Annotated in this window: 11 protein-coding genes; 7 read left to right on the top strand and 4 right to left on the bottom strand. The window is 60.7% G+C overall.

Features of this window, described 5'->3' with window-relative positions; all coding sequences use genetic code 11:
• Positions 1-279 precede the first annotated feature (279 nt).
• The 4 genes from IPK32_14725 to IPK32_14710 are packed head-to-tail and all read left to right on the top strand — an operon-like array spanning position 280 to position 7,791.
• Positions 280-2,667 (top strand): hypothetical protein, encoded by a 2,388-nt coding sequence (locus tag IPK32_14725; protein MBK8093197.1) that lies wholly within the window; start codon positions 280-282, stop codon positions 2,665-2,667.
• A gap of 38 nt (positions 2,668-2,705) precedes the next feature.
• The gene (locus IPK32_14720) at positions 2,706-3,710 is read left to right on the top strand and encodes a squalene--hopene cyclase (GenBank protein ID MBK8093196.1); all 1,005 of its coding nucleotides are present in this window, start codon (positions 2,706-2,708) and stop codon (positions 3,708-3,710) included.
• 4 nt (positions 3,711-3,714) lie between these two features.
• Positions 3,715-7,038 carry a TlpA family protein disulfide reductase gene (locus tag IPK32_14715; protein MBK8093195.1) on the top strand — a complete coding sequence of 1,108 codons (3,324 nt, stop codon included), beginning with the start codon at positions 3,715-3,717 and terminating at the stop codon, positions 7,036-7,038.
• Between the two features lie 57 nt (positions 7,039-7,095).
• Positions 7,096-7,791: an RDD family protein gene (locus IPK32_14710; protein ID MBK8093194.1), complete on the top strand. Its 696-nt coding sequence runs from the start codon at positions 7,096-7,098 to the stop codon at positions 7,789-7,791.
• Positions 7,792-7,798: 7 nt separating this feature from the next.
• Here the strand turns inward: IPK32_14710 and IPK32_14705 are convergent, their stop codons facing one another.
• Complete coding sequence (locus IPK32_14705) at positions 7,799-8,824, bottom strand: efflux RND transporter periplasmic adaptor subunit (protein ID MBK8093193.1); 1,026 nt, start codon at positions 8,822-8,824, stop codon at positions 7,799-7,801.
• 94 nt (positions 8,825-8,918) lie between these two features.
• On the opposite strand from IPK32_14705, the gene leuD reads away from it, so the two are divergent.
• Together leuD and IPK32_14695 are read left to right on the top strand one after the other, a co-directional pair.
• Positions 8,919-9,515 (top strand): 3-isopropylmalate dehydratase small subunit, encoded by a 597-nt coding sequence (gene leuD / locus IPK32_14700; protein MBK8093192.1) that lies wholly within the window; start codon positions 8,919-8,921, stop codon positions 9,513-9,515.
• 146 nt (positions 9,516-9,661) lie between these two features.
• Positions 9,662-10,507, top strand: a complete 846-nt coding sequence (locus tag IPK32_14695; GenBank protein MBK8093191.1) for a C-terminal binding protein — start codon at positions 9,662-9,664, stop codon at positions 10,505-10,507.
• Positions 10,508-10,670: 163 nt separating this feature from the next.
• Here the strand turns inward: IPK32_14695 and IPK32_14690 are convergent, their stop codons facing one another.
• The 3 genes from IPK32_14690 to tig form a co-directional block, all read right to left on the bottom strand.
• Positions 10,671-12,986 (bottom strand): DUF4091 domain-containing protein, encoded by a 2,316-nt coding sequence (locus IPK32_14690; GenBank protein MBK8093190.1) that lies wholly within the window; start codon positions 12,984-12,986, stop codon positions 10,671-10,673.
• Positions 12,987-13,027: 41 nt separating this feature from the next.
• Entirely contained in the window at positions 13,028-13,735 is a 708-nt protein-coding gene (locus IPK32_14685) for a GNAT family N-acetyltransferase (protein MBK8093189.1), read from the bottom strand.
• 139 nt (positions 13,736-13,874) lie between these two features.
• The gene (tig, locus tag IPK32_14680; GenBank protein ID MBK8093188.1) at positions 13,875-15,230 is read right to left on the bottom strand and encodes a trigger factor; all 1,356 of its coding nucleotides are present in this window, start codon (positions 15,228-15,230) and stop codon (positions 13,875-13,877) included.
• A 151-nt stretch (positions 15,231-15,381) separates the two neighbouring features.
• On the opposite strand from tig, the gene IPK32_14675 reads away from it, so the two are divergent.
• On the top strand, positions 15,382-15,891 hold the full coding sequence (locus IPK32_14675; protein MBK8093187.1) for a hypothetical protein: 510 nt from the start codon (positions 15,382-15,384) through the stop codon (positions 15,889-15,891).
• Positions 15,892-15,925 lie beyond the last annotated feature (34 nt).

The following is a 15,925-nucleotide window of genomic DNA, read 5'->3' as shown; positions in this document are numbered from 1 at the left end:
AGCTCTTCTGGCGTGTCCGTGAACGCTGAGTCAATTTTTTGATGTGCTTGTATGCAAAGGGCACACGCATCGTCATCCGTTGACTGTCTATACTGTACGTCATCAAGCGACTAGTAAGCTGATAGGACGCTAATGGAAAAGCAAAGCATCAGCGTCGTCTTAGCTTCGTGTCAGAGGTTCAATCCCTGAAAATCCGGCTCGGTTTTCGGCGGTAGGAGTGGGGTGGAGTTCCCACTCTTGTTCTTGCTCTGCATCTGAATCTTGCTCTCAAGGTCTGCGATGAAGATCGAGCTCATGAGCAAGATGCTGAACCGGGCGCGGCCTGGGGGATGGATCGTCATCGGCGTGGTGCTTTGGGTGGGGGCGTGGTTGCCAGCGCATGCGGAGCAGGGGCCGTTTGATACGCGGGAGCGGCTGCATCGGCCTTTGGGGCCGTTGGCAGAGGCGGCGTTGGAAAAATTAGCTGCGAGCGCGGAGGGACTTCAGCGCCTGTTGCTGCAAAAGCACATGGATGGCGTCCTTGATGAGCTCAAGCTGAGCGCTGAAGAGCGTGCGAAGCTGGAAAAAGACGCGGCAGCCGTCACCAGCGCTGCGGTGGCGAGTTGGAAGCTACGCGTGGCGGTGTGCTTGCGGCCCATTTTGCCGAAATACGGCGATGATGCGGCCCAGGCGGCTCGTGTGCGTGTTTGGACCAAAGAACAGCTCGTGCCCGATTATCTCGTCACGGGCTGGACTCTGCCGGAATGGCTGCCGGAATGGCAAAAAGCACTCGAAACCCATCTCGGAGCCGCCAGAGCCGCTCAGTGGAAAAAAGACCGACTCGCGAGGCGAGATGCGCTGAAGCCGCAAATCGACGACTTCTTGGCTCAATGGGGCATTAGAGGCCGCCAGAAGATCGATCAGGCTCTCCAGGAGCAGATGCCGCAGCTCCGCCGTATCGCGAAGCTCGACATTAAGGGCGAGGCCGATCTTCTCCTCCAGGCGAAGCGTCTCGTGGATGCCCATGTCACCAGTGAGCTGGCCGCTGGGCGTGACATGCTGATGAGTGCGCCGGACTCCACCCTCGATACCTTTTTAAAGGGCAGAACGATGAACTCGCGCTTCATCCGCCCGGAGGACGAAGCCCTGATCCGTGCCTGGCATGCACGTCTGGAGGCAATCATCGGCAAAGAAGCATGGAGTGAGATTATCACGGCCCAGAAGGCCCTTTTCCGAAAGGATCTCGAAGCAGCATTCCAAGGCAGCGCAGAGGCAGCTCGCGAGAAATTGCAGCCCATCATGGAGCGGGAGATTCAGCGCTACACCACTGTCTTGAAGCTCGCGGGCACACGCAGCAAAGCCCTTCGTGAGCTCTCTGTGGCGGCTATCGAGGACATGCTACAAAACGCTCGCCAAAGATGGCAAAAGACCGCGCCCAGTCGCCCCGTCTCGGCCAATCCTTTGCTCAGTAGGCATCATTTCAGCCTTTCAGAGGAGGATAATCCGCTTCTGCAGGATGTCTGGTTGGAGGGCTTGCAGCGGCTCTTTACGGCAGCGGAGCTTCAGCAAATCCAGCGCTACACAGAGGATCATTTTTCCTTTCGTCAGGTCGCACTGGCCAGGGTCGTCCTAGCGGAGATCGATCCAAAGCTGGGCCTGACGGCAGGGCAGCGTACGGCACTGGAGCCGCTGCTCGCCGCACAGATGGAGAGCATCCTGCCGACGTCGGGTAGGAGCTACTTCCGTGTGGGCATCTCCCAGCTCATCGTGAAGCTGCGCCAGGTCCCAAAGGAAAAGGTAGCGACGATTCTCAGCGCCGAGCAGATGGGGCTGTGGAGCGGGCTCTCCACCTCGCAGTTTGAGCGTGAGACCTACTCAGGCAGAGTCAGCGCTGCTCCACGCTATCAGGAGCCAGATGCCGATGCTGCGCCACCGGATGCCGAGGCGCTGATCGCCGCCTTTGAGCATGAGGCGATGGAAAATGAACGCGCCAGACTCCAGCCGCTGATGCAGGAGCAGATCGACGATGCTCGCAGGCTGCTAAAGCTCCCGCCGGAGAAAGTCCGCCAGCTCACCACGGCAGCGAAAGGGGCCGTACAGGCGGCGCTCGCAGCCTGGAGTGAATCCTTGAGCGACCTCGTGGCAAAGAAGACGCAGGACCTGCCACCGCATGCGGTGAAGCAAATGCTGCCTACCCTCCGCCTTCCCAGTGCACGCCTGATCGAGCCGCAGACACAGCCCATCTGGCTCCAGGCTCTCTCCTCCACGCTCAGTGCTACCGACAGAGCCACTTGGGAAAAGGTGCGCAGTGAGCGTGAGGAGTATCGACTCGGCATGTTGGCTGAAATGGTGGTCTTTGAGCTGGATCGCCGCCGCCAGCTCAGCCCAGAGCAGTTTCCCAAAGTGAAAGAACTCGTTCTCTCCGTGGTGAAGGAGAATGAGAAGCTGATCCACCGAGCCTATGGGGACTCATCCTCTCCCTGGCACCTGAGCAGCTACACCGCGCTCTTGCCGCTGGCCGCTATGAAAAAAGAAAAGCTCCAATCCGTGCTCAGTGCCGAGCAGTGGAAAAATTTCGAGCAAAACGATCTTCCCACCTTGGAGAGGAACTGGCAGTATTTGGAAATGCTGAGCAAAATGCCGCCCGATCTCCAGAACCAGCAGCCCGTCCTCTTTTTTAATCGCTGAACATGCTCTCCTCCGCTGCCAGACAACCTTCCACTCTGCTGCGTGCTCTCGCATGCATCGGTGGGCTCGCTCTAGCTACGGCGCTGTCTCCTGCGGCAGAGATTCGCTACGGCGGAGCCATCCCGCATGAGGTGGAGACCATCTATGAGCGTGGACTAGGCTGGTTAGCATCAAAGCAGTCTCCAGAAGGCGGCTGGACCGGTGGCCATGATGGCGCAGGTGTCGATGGCATCTGCCTCATGGCCTTTCTCGCCAGTGGAGAGGACCCGAACTTCGGCAAATATGCGGCGAACATCCGCCGCGCTGTGCGTGCCATCATCCGCTCGCAGAATGCGGAGAGCGGCTACTTGCCTAGCAGCATGTATCACCATGGATTCGCCATGCTGGCGCTTAGTGAAGCCTACGGCGCTGTGGATGAAGCCCTGCTGTGGGAGGGAGAGAAGCCCCCACGCACCATCTCCCAAGCTCTCGATCTGGCCATCCGCCTAGCGGCCAGCTCGCAGAAAAACAATCGCTGGGGAGGCTGGCGCTACACGCCCGAAGCCAAGGATGCCGATACCAGCGTCACCGGTGCTATGCTCATGGGACTGCTCGCCGCACGGAATGCCGGTATGGAAGTCAGTGATGAAGTGATCGAGGCCGCGCTGGAGTACATGCGGCGCAGTACAGGCCGGGATGGCAGCGTGGCGTATAGCGGCGGCTTCGGTGGTATGGGCGAAAGCATGAACCGCAGCGCCATCGCCACGCTCGTCGCCGCTGTGGGGAAAAAGAAGGACTCAGAGACCTACAAATCCACACTGGAGCACATCAGCAGCCGCTTGGAGCACGCCGAGAGCAGCTACAAAGAGTACTTCCGCTACTACATGGCCCAGGCCCTCTTTCAGGGTGACTACACGGCGTGGGAAAAGTGGAATGCTGCCACTGTCCGCGCTCTCAGCGAGGCGCAGAGCCCCGAGGGCGGCTTTGGCGATGCGTATCAGACCGGCATGTCCCTGCTGGCTGTGGCACTGAACTACCGCTTCCTACCCATTTATGAGAGGTAATTGCATGCGCTCGATCCTCGCCTCACACTCACGCTTTCCATCGCAGTGCGCAGCACGTCTCGCATGCCTATTGCTGCTGCTCTGCGCTGCTAGTGCTCACGCCTCCTTCCTGGAGTGGCGCAATGGCGAAAAAGCCGGTGGTGGCATCCTGGAGGCCAATGAGACGAGCATTCGCTGGCAGATCGACCCCAAGGAGAAGCCCTTCATCGAGCCCGTGGAGGTCGCACTCCATGTGCTGCGCTCCTACGAGCTGAAACCAGATGCCAACAAGGATTGGAGCAATGACAAGCCCACGCCAGAGCCCTTCAGCATCCGGCTTGATGATGGCACACGGCTGATGGGCAGCATCGCTGGCATGGCAGACAAAGAGATCCTCGTCACCGGTCAGCGCATCGCGGCGGGTGCTCAGGCGCGGCTGGCCGCCAGTGCCGTCACCAGCATCCAGCGCATGAATGGCCCAGGACTACTTCTCGCGGGTCCTGGTGGCCGCAGTGGGTGGACGCCGGATGATGAATCGAAAAAGCAGATCTTCCGCCATGAGCCCGGTGGTTACTTGAATCTCGCGGGCTGGAATCGCGGTGTGCATCATCCAGTCGATCTGCCAGACCGTGTGGAGCTGCGCCTGCGCCTGCGCTCTGAAAAGCGGCCGGAGTTCCGCATCGAGGTGGTGGATGAGGATTCACAGCCCTGCATCATCGAGACATGGGAGGATGATGTGGTGCTCCAGGGGGCAGAAGGCACCAGCTTCGCCACACTGACGACTTTACCGAAAGAGCAGCAGCAGCTCACGCTCGCATTCTTCTGGGACCGCCAAACAGGCCTTTGCAGCCTATTTGACGGCGCAGGCAAAAAAATCACCGATTTTCAAACCAATGCCCCAAAGCTGGAAAAACCCGCTGAGGCCGAAAAAGAGGCCAAACCGGCTGCGGAAGGCGGAGTCGGCATCGGGCTCGTCGGAGCCATCGTGAACCTCCTGGAGGCCGGGGTGAAGAAAAACGTCGCTCGCTCCTCCAAACCAGCCGTGAAGGCTCCGACCTTTACTCCAGGCCTCGCTATCATGAACAAAGGCGTCAATTTGTTCATCGACGAGCTCTTCGTCCGCGAGTGGGATGGCAAAGTGCCCGCCCAGATCAGCGATGCTGTGCCCCGCGTGGAGCTGACGGATGGCAGTGTCATCCTTGGCCGCATCCACCGCGCAGACGCGAGCACCTTCACCATCCGCGCAGAAAAAGGCAGCGCAGAAACCACGCTACCGTGGGAAAAACTGCTCGCTGCACACCACCGCGCTGACAATGGCGGCGGCACCTGGTTCACCCCGCATCAGGCACGCATCAGCTATCCAGATGGCATGTGGGCAGCAGGCACGCTGGCTTCATTGAAAAAGCCGCACGTCACCCTGCGCACCAGTTTTGCCACCGCACCGCTCACGCTCGATATGCAGGACATTCTGCGCATCGACCTCGCGGTGCCCGCGCCGCCGGATGCCCCGAAGTCGCCACCGCTCTCGCAGTTCGATGTCATTCGCTTCAAAGGCCGCGAGCTGCACGGCACACTCTCTGCGCCTGCGCAGGGTGGCCCGCATCCACTCTGGCAGCTCATCGGTGCCTCGAAGGCCGTCCCCATCGGCATCGTCGATGATGTGGAGATCACCCGTGCGGCATCGAACATCCTCCCGCAGCCTGCATCCGCGCTGCTCTACCTGAAAAGTGGTGAGATACTCCCAGGATCCCTGCGTGCGATGGATGAAAAACGCATCGACTTTGAGTCCACAGCGACTCGCACACGCGACTACGCGGCTGCGGAGGTGCAGGCCGTGCAGTTCTCTGGTGAGCCGCTGCGCACCAAGGGCTTCACCGATCCCGGCTGGCGCATCGTGCGTGGCGACGAAAAGAAGATCACCATGAATGCCGAAACCGGCGCAATGACCATGAAACCCGGCTTCACACTCGGGCATCCATCCTTCTCCCAGGTGCAGGAGATCCGCTTTGAATACACGGAGCAGAGTTTCAGTGCCATTCGCATGCGGATCTTTGCCGCAGGCCCTGATCGTGATGCAAAGGGGCTCAATCTCATCTTTGGCCGTATCGGCAATGAAGCCGTCTTTGGCCTCCAGCAGGGCGAAAATCAGCTCGATGACCAAAACCGCATCAACGCCCCACAAAACACCCCGGTCCGCATCGCCATCACGGAGAAAACGGTAGAGGTCTCCTTCAATGGTGTGCCCATGCGCCGCATCAATATCACACCAGAGATGCGCGGCGGCTCTGGGCTCTACATCGAGTCCTTTCCACTCTGGGGGAATACCGAGCGTGATGTCAAAATCAGCAGTTTTCAGTCCAGCACAGGCGCAGGCCGCATCGCCATGCCTATCGTCGATCCCAAAGCCCGCGAGCACGCCCTGCTAGTGCCCCGCTTCCGCAAAGAAGCACCGCCGCGTCACATCCTCGTCGCACGCAATGGGGATGTGCTCCGTGGCATCATCGAATCTGCCACCGCGGATCATTTCTCCGTGCGCAGTGGTCTGGAAACCGTGCGCATCCCCGCAGACCGCGTCAGTGCCGCCATCTGGCTAGATAGGCCACTCCCCGCCGCCTCCACCCCTGAGAAGCCGGAGGAGAAAAAAATCACCGCTCAGGCCACCGCCACTCCTGCGACTCCCGGCATGCACCACTTCCTCCTCGGCAGTGGCGGGCGCATGGCCTTCCAGATCGAAAAATACGAGTCCGACGCCGTCATGGGCAAGCATCCGCTGCTCGGGCAGATGCGGGTGCCGCTCACTTCCATCAGCTCACTGCGGCCCACTGCACCAGAGGAGTCCGTCGCCATGCGGGGCTTCCGCGATTGGCGTCTTGCCTTCACTCCAGAGCCGGTGCTGCCAGAGACCGGTGGAGAGAGCTCTCCACTGCTCGGCAAAGATGCCCCGCCCGTGCAGCTCCCACTGCTGGCTGGTGGTGGTGACTTCCAGCTCGCCAAAGAGCGTGGGAAAGTCGTCATCCTCGACTTCTGGGCTACCTGGTGCGGCCCCTGCATCAAGTCCCTGCCAGAGCTCATCGCCCAAGCGGCTGAACTCGACTCCACCAAGGTCCGCCTCGTCGCCGTGAATCAGGCCGAGCCGAAGGAACTCGTCTCCACCTTCCTACAAACACGCGGATGGAAAGTCGATGTCGTCATCGACGCCAATCAGCGCATCAGCCAGCAATACGGCGTGGAGGGCATCCCCCACACCGTCGTCATCGGTCCTGATGGCAAAGTGGCTTACGTCACCACGGGCTATGGACCAGATACTCGTGAAAAACTCGGCGAAGCCCTGCGCAAGCTGCTGAAGTGACGTGGGTAACTTTTTCGGATTGATCCAGATCGCGGCTGCCATTAAAACCGCCGCCTCATGCAATACCACGTCGCTCAAAATGGCATCCAATCTGGCCCCATCTCGGAGTCAGAAGTCCTCGCGAAACTCCAAAGCGGTGCACTCAGTGCCACCGACCTGTGTTGGGCAGAAGGCATGACGGACTGGCAGCCCATCGGGGCCAAATTCAGCACGCCCACCGCATTCCCCGCTCCCGCTGCCGTAGAGATCAATCCCTACGCTCCACCCGTAGCCAATCTCATCCGCCCCGGTAACCGCATCGACGAGCTCGGCTACCATCCAGGCTTCTGGTGGCGCTTTTTGGCCTACTTTGTCGATAACATCATCATGCAGGTGGTGGCGACCATCGTGGGCCTGGTAATCGGCTATGCAGCGAGTGGAATGTCTGAAGGAATGGCTGAAGGAGCGGATGGAGAAGGGGCTGGAGTGGCCATCCTTTTGGCTGCGGTGGTCGCAGTCGGCTTTGACTGGCTCTACCACTCCCTGATGGAGACATCCACCTACCAGGGCTCTATCGGCAAAATCATCTGTGGCATCAAAGTCACCGACATGAATGGCCAGCGCATCACCTTTGGCCGTGCCACGGGTCGTTACTTCGGCAAGATCCTCTCCAGCCTCCTGCTCTGCATCGGCTACCTCATGTGCATCTGGACGGAGCAGAAGCAGTGCCTGCATGACAGGATGTCCGGCTGCCTTCTTTTCCGCAAAGGCTGATCTCAGCTCACTTCGCCGGTGTCTTGCGGCGCGGAATGAACACATCGACCTGCTGGCCGACATAAAGCGGCGTGTCGGCAGGTTTTTCCAGCCGGTAGATGATCTGGAGCACGCGGGTATCCACACGCTCCGTGCTGGCTCCAGTCAGGGAAGTCTTCGGGATCACATAGGGCTCCACACGCACGAAGGCGGCCTGAAAGGAGCGGCTGGAGTCACTCTTGAGTGAGATTTTCGCTGCGGCATCCAGTTGCACCGCCGTGGCGTTTTGTTCATCCACATCCGCACGCACATGCAGCGTGCCGATGTCACCCAGGATGAGCGCAGGCAGCTTATTCTGCGGTGAGGCGTATTCTCCGGCGCGGATGTTTACCTGCAAAAGCGTGCCACCACGCGGCGCACGCACCAGCAGCCGGTCGATGAGCTGCCCGGTCTGCTCCACATCCGCCTTCGCGGCATCCAGCTCTGCCTGGGCAGCCTGGAGCTGCGCCTTTGCCACTGTGACATCGTTGCTGCGATTGCGCAGATCATCCTGGCTGATCGCTCGCTGATCCGGCACTGACTTCAGGCGGTCCAGCATGTCCTGCAATTTGGCCAACTGGGCCTCTGCCACGACAAACTGGGCCTGTGCCACGGCGACGGAGGCTTTTTGACGCAGAAGCAGGGCCTTCAGCTCGCGGTCATCGAGCTGCAGCAGCGGATCACCCGCTTTCACGGTCTGATTCACCCGCACCTTCACCTCCTGCACCAGCCCGGCCGCAGGCACACCGATCGCCACATTCTCATCCCGCGCCTCCAAGATGCCGGTGGCAGCGATGTCATCCGGCGCAGCCTTCGTCGCAGGCGCAATAGGCGGCGCTGTCACCACGGGCTGCTGCGCATGCAGCTCACGCATAACCATGAAAATGCCGCCCACACCTGCCAGAGCGAGCAGGAAGGTCAGGTAGCGAATGAGGGTGCTGATGAAGCGCATGACGGCGGCGGAAGGGCAGGGGATGCTTCCTCCGCTTTCGGCGGGTGGCAAGGATGGCCTCATGCCGGTGGCGGATTTCCATGCATTTTCTCCCTCACAAAGGCTGCCCCCACTCTTGCCAGAGCCAAAACACTGCCTAGCCTCCATGCCCCTCATCATGGCTCTCGCAAAAATCACCCAAGTCGCCGGTCGCGGCGTCCACGTCCCCGGAACCGACATCGACACCGACCGCATCATCCCCGCCCGCTTCATGAAATGCGTCACTTTTGACGGATTGGGCGAGTACGCCTTCTACGACGTGCGTTTCGACAAGGATGGCAACAAAATCGGCCACCCGCTCGATGATGCACGCCACGCAGGTGCCTCCATCCTGCTCTCTGGCGAGAATTTCGGCTGCGGCAGCTCCCGTGAGCACGCCCCGCAGGCACTCTACCGTTTCGGCATCCGCGCCATCATCGCCCAGAGCTTTGCAGAGATCTTTTTCGGCAACTGCACCACGCTCGGCATCCCCTGCGTCTGCGCCACTGCCGCAGACATCCAGAAAATCGCTGCCGCCGTCGCCGCAGATCCGCAGACCGAGATCACCGTCGATGTCGCAGGCCAGAGCGTGCGCTTCGGCAGCCAGAGCGTGCCCGTCACCATGCCCGCCACCGCCCGTGAGGGCCTCCTCAGCGGCCAGTGGGACCCCATCGCCGAGCTGCTCGATAACAAAGACGCCGTCCACGCCCGCATCACCGCCCTCGGTTTCGCGTGATGGAGGCCTACTTTGATCATGCAGCCACGCATCGCCATTATTGACTGGCGCACCGCTCCACAGGGCGATGCAGACTCTGCTGTCGAAAAGCCGTCATCGGCACCGCTGCTCACATCACGCGGCACCTTTGTGACACGGATGCAGACTTGCCCGCCGACATCGGCGACGCACAGGCCGTCATCATTTGGCATAACATGCCCCTCACCGCTGCAGGCATCGCCCGGCTAACAAACTGCCGCGCCATCATCCGCAACGGCGTCGGCTACGACAGCGTGGACATCGCCGCTGCTCGCCAGCGCGGCATCGCCGTCTGCAATGTGCCAGACTACGGCACGGAGGAGGTCGCAGATCACGCCATCGCCCTCGCGCTCGCCCTTTGCCGTCAGCTCTTCCCGCTCGATGCGGAGGCAAAGACACTCGGCTGGACCATCCGCGTCACACCGCAGCTCCGCCGCCTCAGCACACTCACCTTTGGCATCATCGGCCTCGGTCGCATCGGCACCGCCACAGCGCTCCGTGCAAAGGCCCTCGGATTCCGAGTCCTCTTCCACGATCCCTACCTCCCCAATGGCGTGGACAAAGCCCTGGGCATCACCCGCGTCCGTAGTCTCGATGACTTACTCGCTCAAACAGACGTCCTCTCGCTCCATTGCCCGCTCAATGACGAGACGCGGCATCTCATCACCCAGCGTGAGCTCGCTCGTCTGCGTCCAGGTGCCTTCGTCGTGAATACGGCACGCGGAGGCATCATCTGTAAGGCAGACATCCTCGCCGCGCTCAAGTCGGGCATCATCGCAGGTGCCGGGCTAGACGTGATCGAAGACGAGCCGCTGCGCACCGCGGATGAAGCCGCCACACCGAATCTCATCGCCACCTGCCACGCCGCCTTTTGCAGCGTCGAGTCCAAGCTCGAAATGCGCCGCACCTCTGCCCGCATCGCCCTCGCAGCCGTGCTTGGTGCCCCTCTCGAAAACATCGTCAACGCGGTCTAGGCTGCTCCTGTTGGTCCAGTTTTCAGTTCTCAGTTCATCGGAACGGTTGGAATAACGAGTCTGTGGATGAAAATCCAAACTGCCTTAGCCGCTAACTCAACAACTAAGTACTGAGCACTAAGCACTCCTGCCCCCCCCCCCCCGCAAACAGCCCGACGTCCCCTCAAGGCACCGCCAGCGGCACGATCTCCCGCGCTTTATTCAAATCGGGCCGCGTAGGCCGTGGATCGTGCCAACGATCCTTTGGCGCAGGTGCTTTGGCATCGAGGTAGGCACCGAGGCGCATCCGCAGTGCTTCAAAGGCGGGTTGCGTGTCTTTGCCGAACTGTGATTTGCCGGCGTCTTCCTCGTTTTTCTTCACCAGCGTGGCGCTGAGGCCAGGGATGGCACGCACCGCGGCCATGACGCTCTCACGGCTTTCGCCAGAGACGGCGCAGTATTGCGTGAGATACTCCACTAGTTGTTGGCCTGCGCGGAAGGTCTTCAGGCGCAGGCTTGGCACGGGGCCGTTGTCAGTCGGGTAGAGCACAGAGAGCTCATCCGGCGTCTGCCACGCGTCCGCTTTGCCGATGGTGTTCCAGGGCACCACACCATCCGCACCGAGCGCCCAGGACTCGACACACCACGCGGCATTCGCGATGTTCGGTGTTCCGATGGCGTTCGCTCCGCCATACATGTAGTAGAGATTGCCGCAGTCCTTGGCGCGACGCTGAATGCGTGGCCAGTATTGCCGCAGCACGCCACTGACGACTTCCACGTTCACGCAGTGATCGAGCAACTCACGCTGCCACTGCGGGCGGGAAATATCGGCGCGATAGGTGAGATGCACGTTCTTGAACGGCTCGGTGGCCTTCCAGAACTCGCGGCCGTAGTGGCGAATGGCCCAGAAGTCCTGCGTGTGCACTGGCTCGTCGAAAATCCATGCCGCGCTGCATTTGCGCCAGTCGTCCTTTTTGAAGTACACCTTGTTGTTGAGGTAGAACTCGAACATCGGCTCCGTCCAGCCCTTCGCTTCGAAGTGCTTCGCGATCTCCGCCGCCATGGCGCGAAACTGCGTCCAGTAGGAGTCATCGAAGGCGTTTTCGATCCAGTAGCCGCCTTTGAAGTGCTCGTCGTGCTTCATCGGCCAGTTCTCGTTCAGCAGCAGGTAATACGCGTCCACCGGCACCGCGCCGCGTGGCAGATCGGCGAAGGCGCTGCCATCGAGCAACGGGCCGAACTCCGCATCGAACTTCGTCCAATCCCACTTCCCATCGCCGCCGAGCTTCGGCGCAGGCTCGTCCACCTTGCCCGTCCAGCCATACGGGAGCTGGTTCAGCACCACGCGATGCTCATGCGCGAGCCGGTAGTAGTCACGCACATGCCCCGGCAGGCCGTAAGCGTTCATCTGCGGCAGGAACGCCAGGCGATCCGGCAGCGTGAAGTTCCAAACCGTGACCGTGAAGGGCATCACGGTGCCATCCACCGTCACCGTGCCGCCATGTTTGCCTGCGGGTGCGTTTTTCGGCACATGCAGTTCGATGAAAGTGTCCTCACCCGTGCCCGGCACGAGCGGATCGTGCATGCCGCCGACTTTGGGCATCGAGTAGAGCTTCACTCCGAGATTCGGTGCTTTCACGATGGCCGGGCCCGCGACCGAAAAACCGATCGTTTCACCCTTCGCGGCGTAAAAGTGCGTGGAGGCCAGTTCGGAGCCGAAAACGTCCTTCGCAGGCAAAACCGGCTTCACGGCCGAAACGGCTGGAACAGGCGGTAAAACGGCTGCGGCGACTATTTTGGCCTCTGAGACGGCTTTGGGAGCCTCCACCGCGCCGTCTTCGAGCCACAGCGTGAAGTAGGGCTTATGCACACGTTTGTCCTCACGGCTCGAAACGTAGCGATTCACGAAATTCGTGAACTTCGCGGCATTGCCATCCCGCGTGTATTCATTCCCGATGTCGTCGATGACGTAAAAGCCGTGCGAACGGCCATCCAGCCGCGCCTGGGCCACTACGGGAGCGATGGGAATGATCTGCCAGCCCTCCGCATCCGGCGCGGAAGCATCGCCAAAGCCCCACACGGAGCCGCCTTCGCCGCAAACGACGCTGGTGATGTCCGGCTCGTTGTTGCCCCAGCGCAGTTCACCGGTCTTCGCCCACACAAAGGAACTCGCGCCCGGTGTCTTCGCGTAGCTGCTTCCCGTGCCCTCGACCCACTCCTGCGTGATCGATGACACCGTCGTGCGCCGCAGCGGTGCCTCTGGTGATGCCAGATGTACATGAAGCTGCGCTTTGACGACCTTCTTCCCACGCAGCGCCGCTGGATCAAAGTCGATCAAGAAGAACTCCTGGATGCCCTTCAGCTTCAGCCGGTGCGATCCACCATTGTTCCCCTCCACCTCCTTCGAGTAAGCCGAGATCCACAGATCACGCGAGACCTCGACGCGTTGCTGCGCGTGCAAAGTGAAGGCGGTGAGGAGGAAGAGAGTGATGCGTTTCATGCGGCGGGAAAAACGCAGGCGGAACCAGAACCGTATCAGCGTCACTTCAAAACCAGACGCGTGAGCGACGAGAGACTCACCCGCTGCCTTCCAGCCTCATCGAAATTTGCTGGGCTGAGCCACTGCTCGAAGGCTGCACGCAGCGCGGGCCATTCTTTGTCGATGGCGGCATACCAGGCGGTGTCGCGGTTGCGGCCTTTGCGCACGGTGGCTTGGCGGAAGATGCCTTCGAAGGACAGGCCCAGGCGCAGTGCGGCTTTGCGGGAGGGTTCATTGAGCGAATCGCACTTCCATTCGTAGCGGCGGTAGCCTAGCTCAAAGGCTTGGCGCATCATGAGATACATCGCCTCCGTCGCTGTGGGGGTGCGTTGCAGTTTCGGCGAGAAATGCAGGTGCCCCACCTCGATGCTGCCGCAGTCGGGTGTGATGCGCAGGTAGCTCGCCACGCCCACTGCATCGCCGCTCGTAGCTTCCACGATGGCGAAAAACAGCGGATCAGGGCCGAGGCACTGCTTTTCCAGCCACGCGGCGTAGTCCACGAACTCGGTGAACGGCCCGTATGGCAGGTAAGTCCAGTTCGCGCCGGTGGAGTCGAGTGCGTTCGCAGTGAAGAGCTGTTGAGCATGTTTTTCGACCGACAGCGGCTCTAGTCGGCAAAAACGGCCCTGCATGACTTCACGCGCTGGTGGCGGTGGCGGCTTCCAATCGGCGACGGGTTCGCCGAGCGGCTGGTTGGGGAGATCGGGCATGGTGTGGCATCATTTCTCCCGTCCGCACACGGGCTCAAGCACTTCCAGCGATTGCCAGTGCTCGCGTCTGGCAGGCGCTTCATGCCCACAAAAAAACGCCTCAGCTACCTGAGGCGTTTTTTAGTGATCTAGCTCGGACTTAAGCTCCGTGGCCGTGGGTTTCGCACTTTTCGGCTTCGGGCTCGGTTTCTTCGACGGTGGCGTTGTCTTTGAGGAACTCCAAAGCCTCCTGCAAGAGCAAATCGGCACGCACATTGTCGATGAGGCCGGATTTCTCGGCTTCGGCCATGAATTTCTTCACGGGCATCTTTTGGCGCTCGGCGATCTGGGAGAGGGCCATGGCCACTTTTTGGCCGGGGACTTCGAGGGCCTCTCTTTTGGCCACCTGCTCCAGGATGAAGCTCACTTTGACGTTTTGACGTGCCTGATTGGTGGCGCTGTTGAGGATTTCTTCCTGCTGCTTCACCAGTTCTTCCTCTGGAACGCCCTGCTGCATGGCACGCATGGCGATCTCATTGGTGCGGCGCTGGGCTTCGCGGTTCACGACTTCCTGCGGGAGCTCGAACTCCACTTTTTCAAAGATGTGGGCGATGACTTGGTTGCTCTTCGCGGTGTCACGGGACTGCTCTTTGCGGCGGCGGATGCCGTCACGCACTTCATCACGCAGGGATTCGAGCGTCATTTCCTCGCCACCGATTTTCTTGATGAATTCGTCATTCAGCTCCGGCACGGCCTTGAATTTCACGCCGAGGCATTTGGCTGCCAGGGTGAGGGTTTTGCCACGCAGCGGCTCAAAGGGGAATTCCTCAGGGATGGGGAGTGCGAGGCTGCGCTCGGTGTCTTTTTCGATGCCGACGAGGCCTGCGTAGAAGCCTGGGATGAAATCATCTTCTTCGGCGAGGAGGAACCAGTTTTCCTTCATCTCCTTCAGATGCGCGGGGGCGTCTGGCAGGGCCTCTGCGAGCGGCTGGCCATCGAGGCTGCCGGTGGTGCTGAGTACGACGACGTCACCGATGGCGGCAGCGCGGGTCACGTCTTCGTAGGAGGCCTGATTCTCGCGGATGTGGAGCAAGTCGTGGTCGATGTCTGCATCTGTGACCTCAATGCGGGGAAGTTTGACAGGGATGCCTTTGTACTCGGGCAGATCGAATTTGGGCTGGAGGCTCATTTCGATGCTGAAGGAGAAGCTGCCGTCGGTGTCGTGGTAGAGCTTGTCTTTGACGGCGAGGACGTTGATGACCTCGAGGCCTTCATTTTTCACGGCTTGGCGCAGGCCTTCGTTGATGAGCTTTTTCTCGGACTCGTCCTTCACCTCGTTTTCGTAGCGCTTTTCGACGATGCTTTTGGGCGTCTTTCCAGGGCGGTAGCCGGGCAGGTTGACCATTTTCGCGAAGTAGGCGACGACGCTGCTACGCTCTTTGGCGACTTGATCGGCAGGGACGCGGATGTGGGCGACAGCGCGGCAGTTAGGCTGGTGTTCGACGTTGATGTTCATGACGGGCAAAAGGGGGGATTGAGGGGTCGCATCGCCCACCGGGAAAAACAGGGCGGAGGAGCCGCCCCGGGCCGGAGGGGCGCGAATGCTAGGGCAAGTTCCTGCTTTGACAACCCCGGAAAAACCGGTTCTTCCTGCCCTACACTCCCGCATGCGCCTCCATACCCGCCCAGAAGTCTGGTTTCTCCTCATCGCCAGTGCCGCCGCTGCATGGTGGGCGCTACGTGAGCCCGCGCCCTACGATACGGAGGCGCTGCCCTCTGCGGCAGGTAGCGCGGAGGTGGAGGCTGCGACACTGCGTGTCCAGCGCTGCATCCTCACGCGTGATGTGGGCAATGCACGGCTGGACATCGAGTTTCACTATGAGAACCGCAGCCCGCGCCCCTTTTTCATGCAGCCGCCGGATGTGCGCTTGCTGACGGGGGACGGCAAGGAGGTGCCGATCTTTATCCTACCCAGTGAGAAGCCCGCACGCATCGCTGAAAATGCGGCGGCAGATCTACGCCTGCGCTTCTGGCTGGAAAAGGAGCATTTACTCGGCCCGCTAAGCCTGGAGGTGCGGGGACAGACGGAGAAGGTGAAATCCGCCGCTCCACTGGCTCTCGATTCCCTACCAGATGCCGAGCCCGTGACCTGGACGACGACGGAGTGGAAGCGGTGATTTTTTGGTGAAAGGAAAAAAGGCGGCGATCAAG

Source organism: Verrucomicrobiaceae bacterium, from assembly GCA_016713035.1.
Lineage (GTDB): Bacteria > Verrucomicrobiota > Verrucomicrobiia > Verrucomicrobiales > Verrucomicrobiaceae > Prosthecobacter.
The sequence above is the reverse complement of the archived record's forward strand: the minus strand, read 5'-3'. Positions and strand labels throughout refer to the sequence as shown.

What these genes read in the sequence shown, in the direction of transcription:
- IPK32_14725 (MBK8093197.1), top strand. Translation starts at nt 280, where the DNA reads ATGAAGATCGAGCTCATGAGCAAGATGCTGAACCGGGCGCGGCCTGGG.
- IPK32_14710 (MBK8093194.1), top strand. Translation starts at nt 7,096, where the DNA reads ATGCAATACCACGTCGCTCAAAATGGCATCCAATCTGGCCCCATCTCG.
- IPK32_14705 (MBK8093193.1), bottom strand. Translation starts at nt 8,824, where the DNA reads ATGAGGCCATCCTTGCCACCCGCCGAAAGCGGAGGAAGCATCCCCTGC.
- leuD (MBK8093192.1), top strand. Translation starts at nt 8,919, where the DNA reads ATGGCTCTCGCAAAAATCACCCAAGTCGCCGGTCGCGGCGTCCACGTC.
- IPK32_14675 (MBK8093187.1), top strand. Translation starts at nt 15,382, where the DNA reads ATGCGCCTCCATACCCGCCCAGAAGTCTGGTTTCTCCTCATCGCCAGT.
- IPK32_14690 (MBK8093190.1), bottom strand. Translation starts at nt 12,986, where the DNA reads ATGAAACGCATCACTCTCTTCCTCCTCACCGCCTTCACTTTGCACGCG.
- IPK32_14715 (MBK8093195.1), top strand. Translation starts at nt 3,715, where the DNA reads ATGCGCTCGATCCTCGCCTCACACTCACGCTTTCCATCGCAGTGCGCA.
- tig (MBK8093188.1), bottom strand. Translation starts at nt 15,230, where the DNA reads ATGAACATCAACGTCGAACACCAGCCTAACTGCCGCGCTGTCGCCCAC.
- IPK32_14685 (MBK8093189.1), bottom strand. Translation starts at nt 13,735, where the DNA reads ATGCCCGATCTCCCCAACCAGCCGCTCGGCGAACCCGTCGCCGATTGG.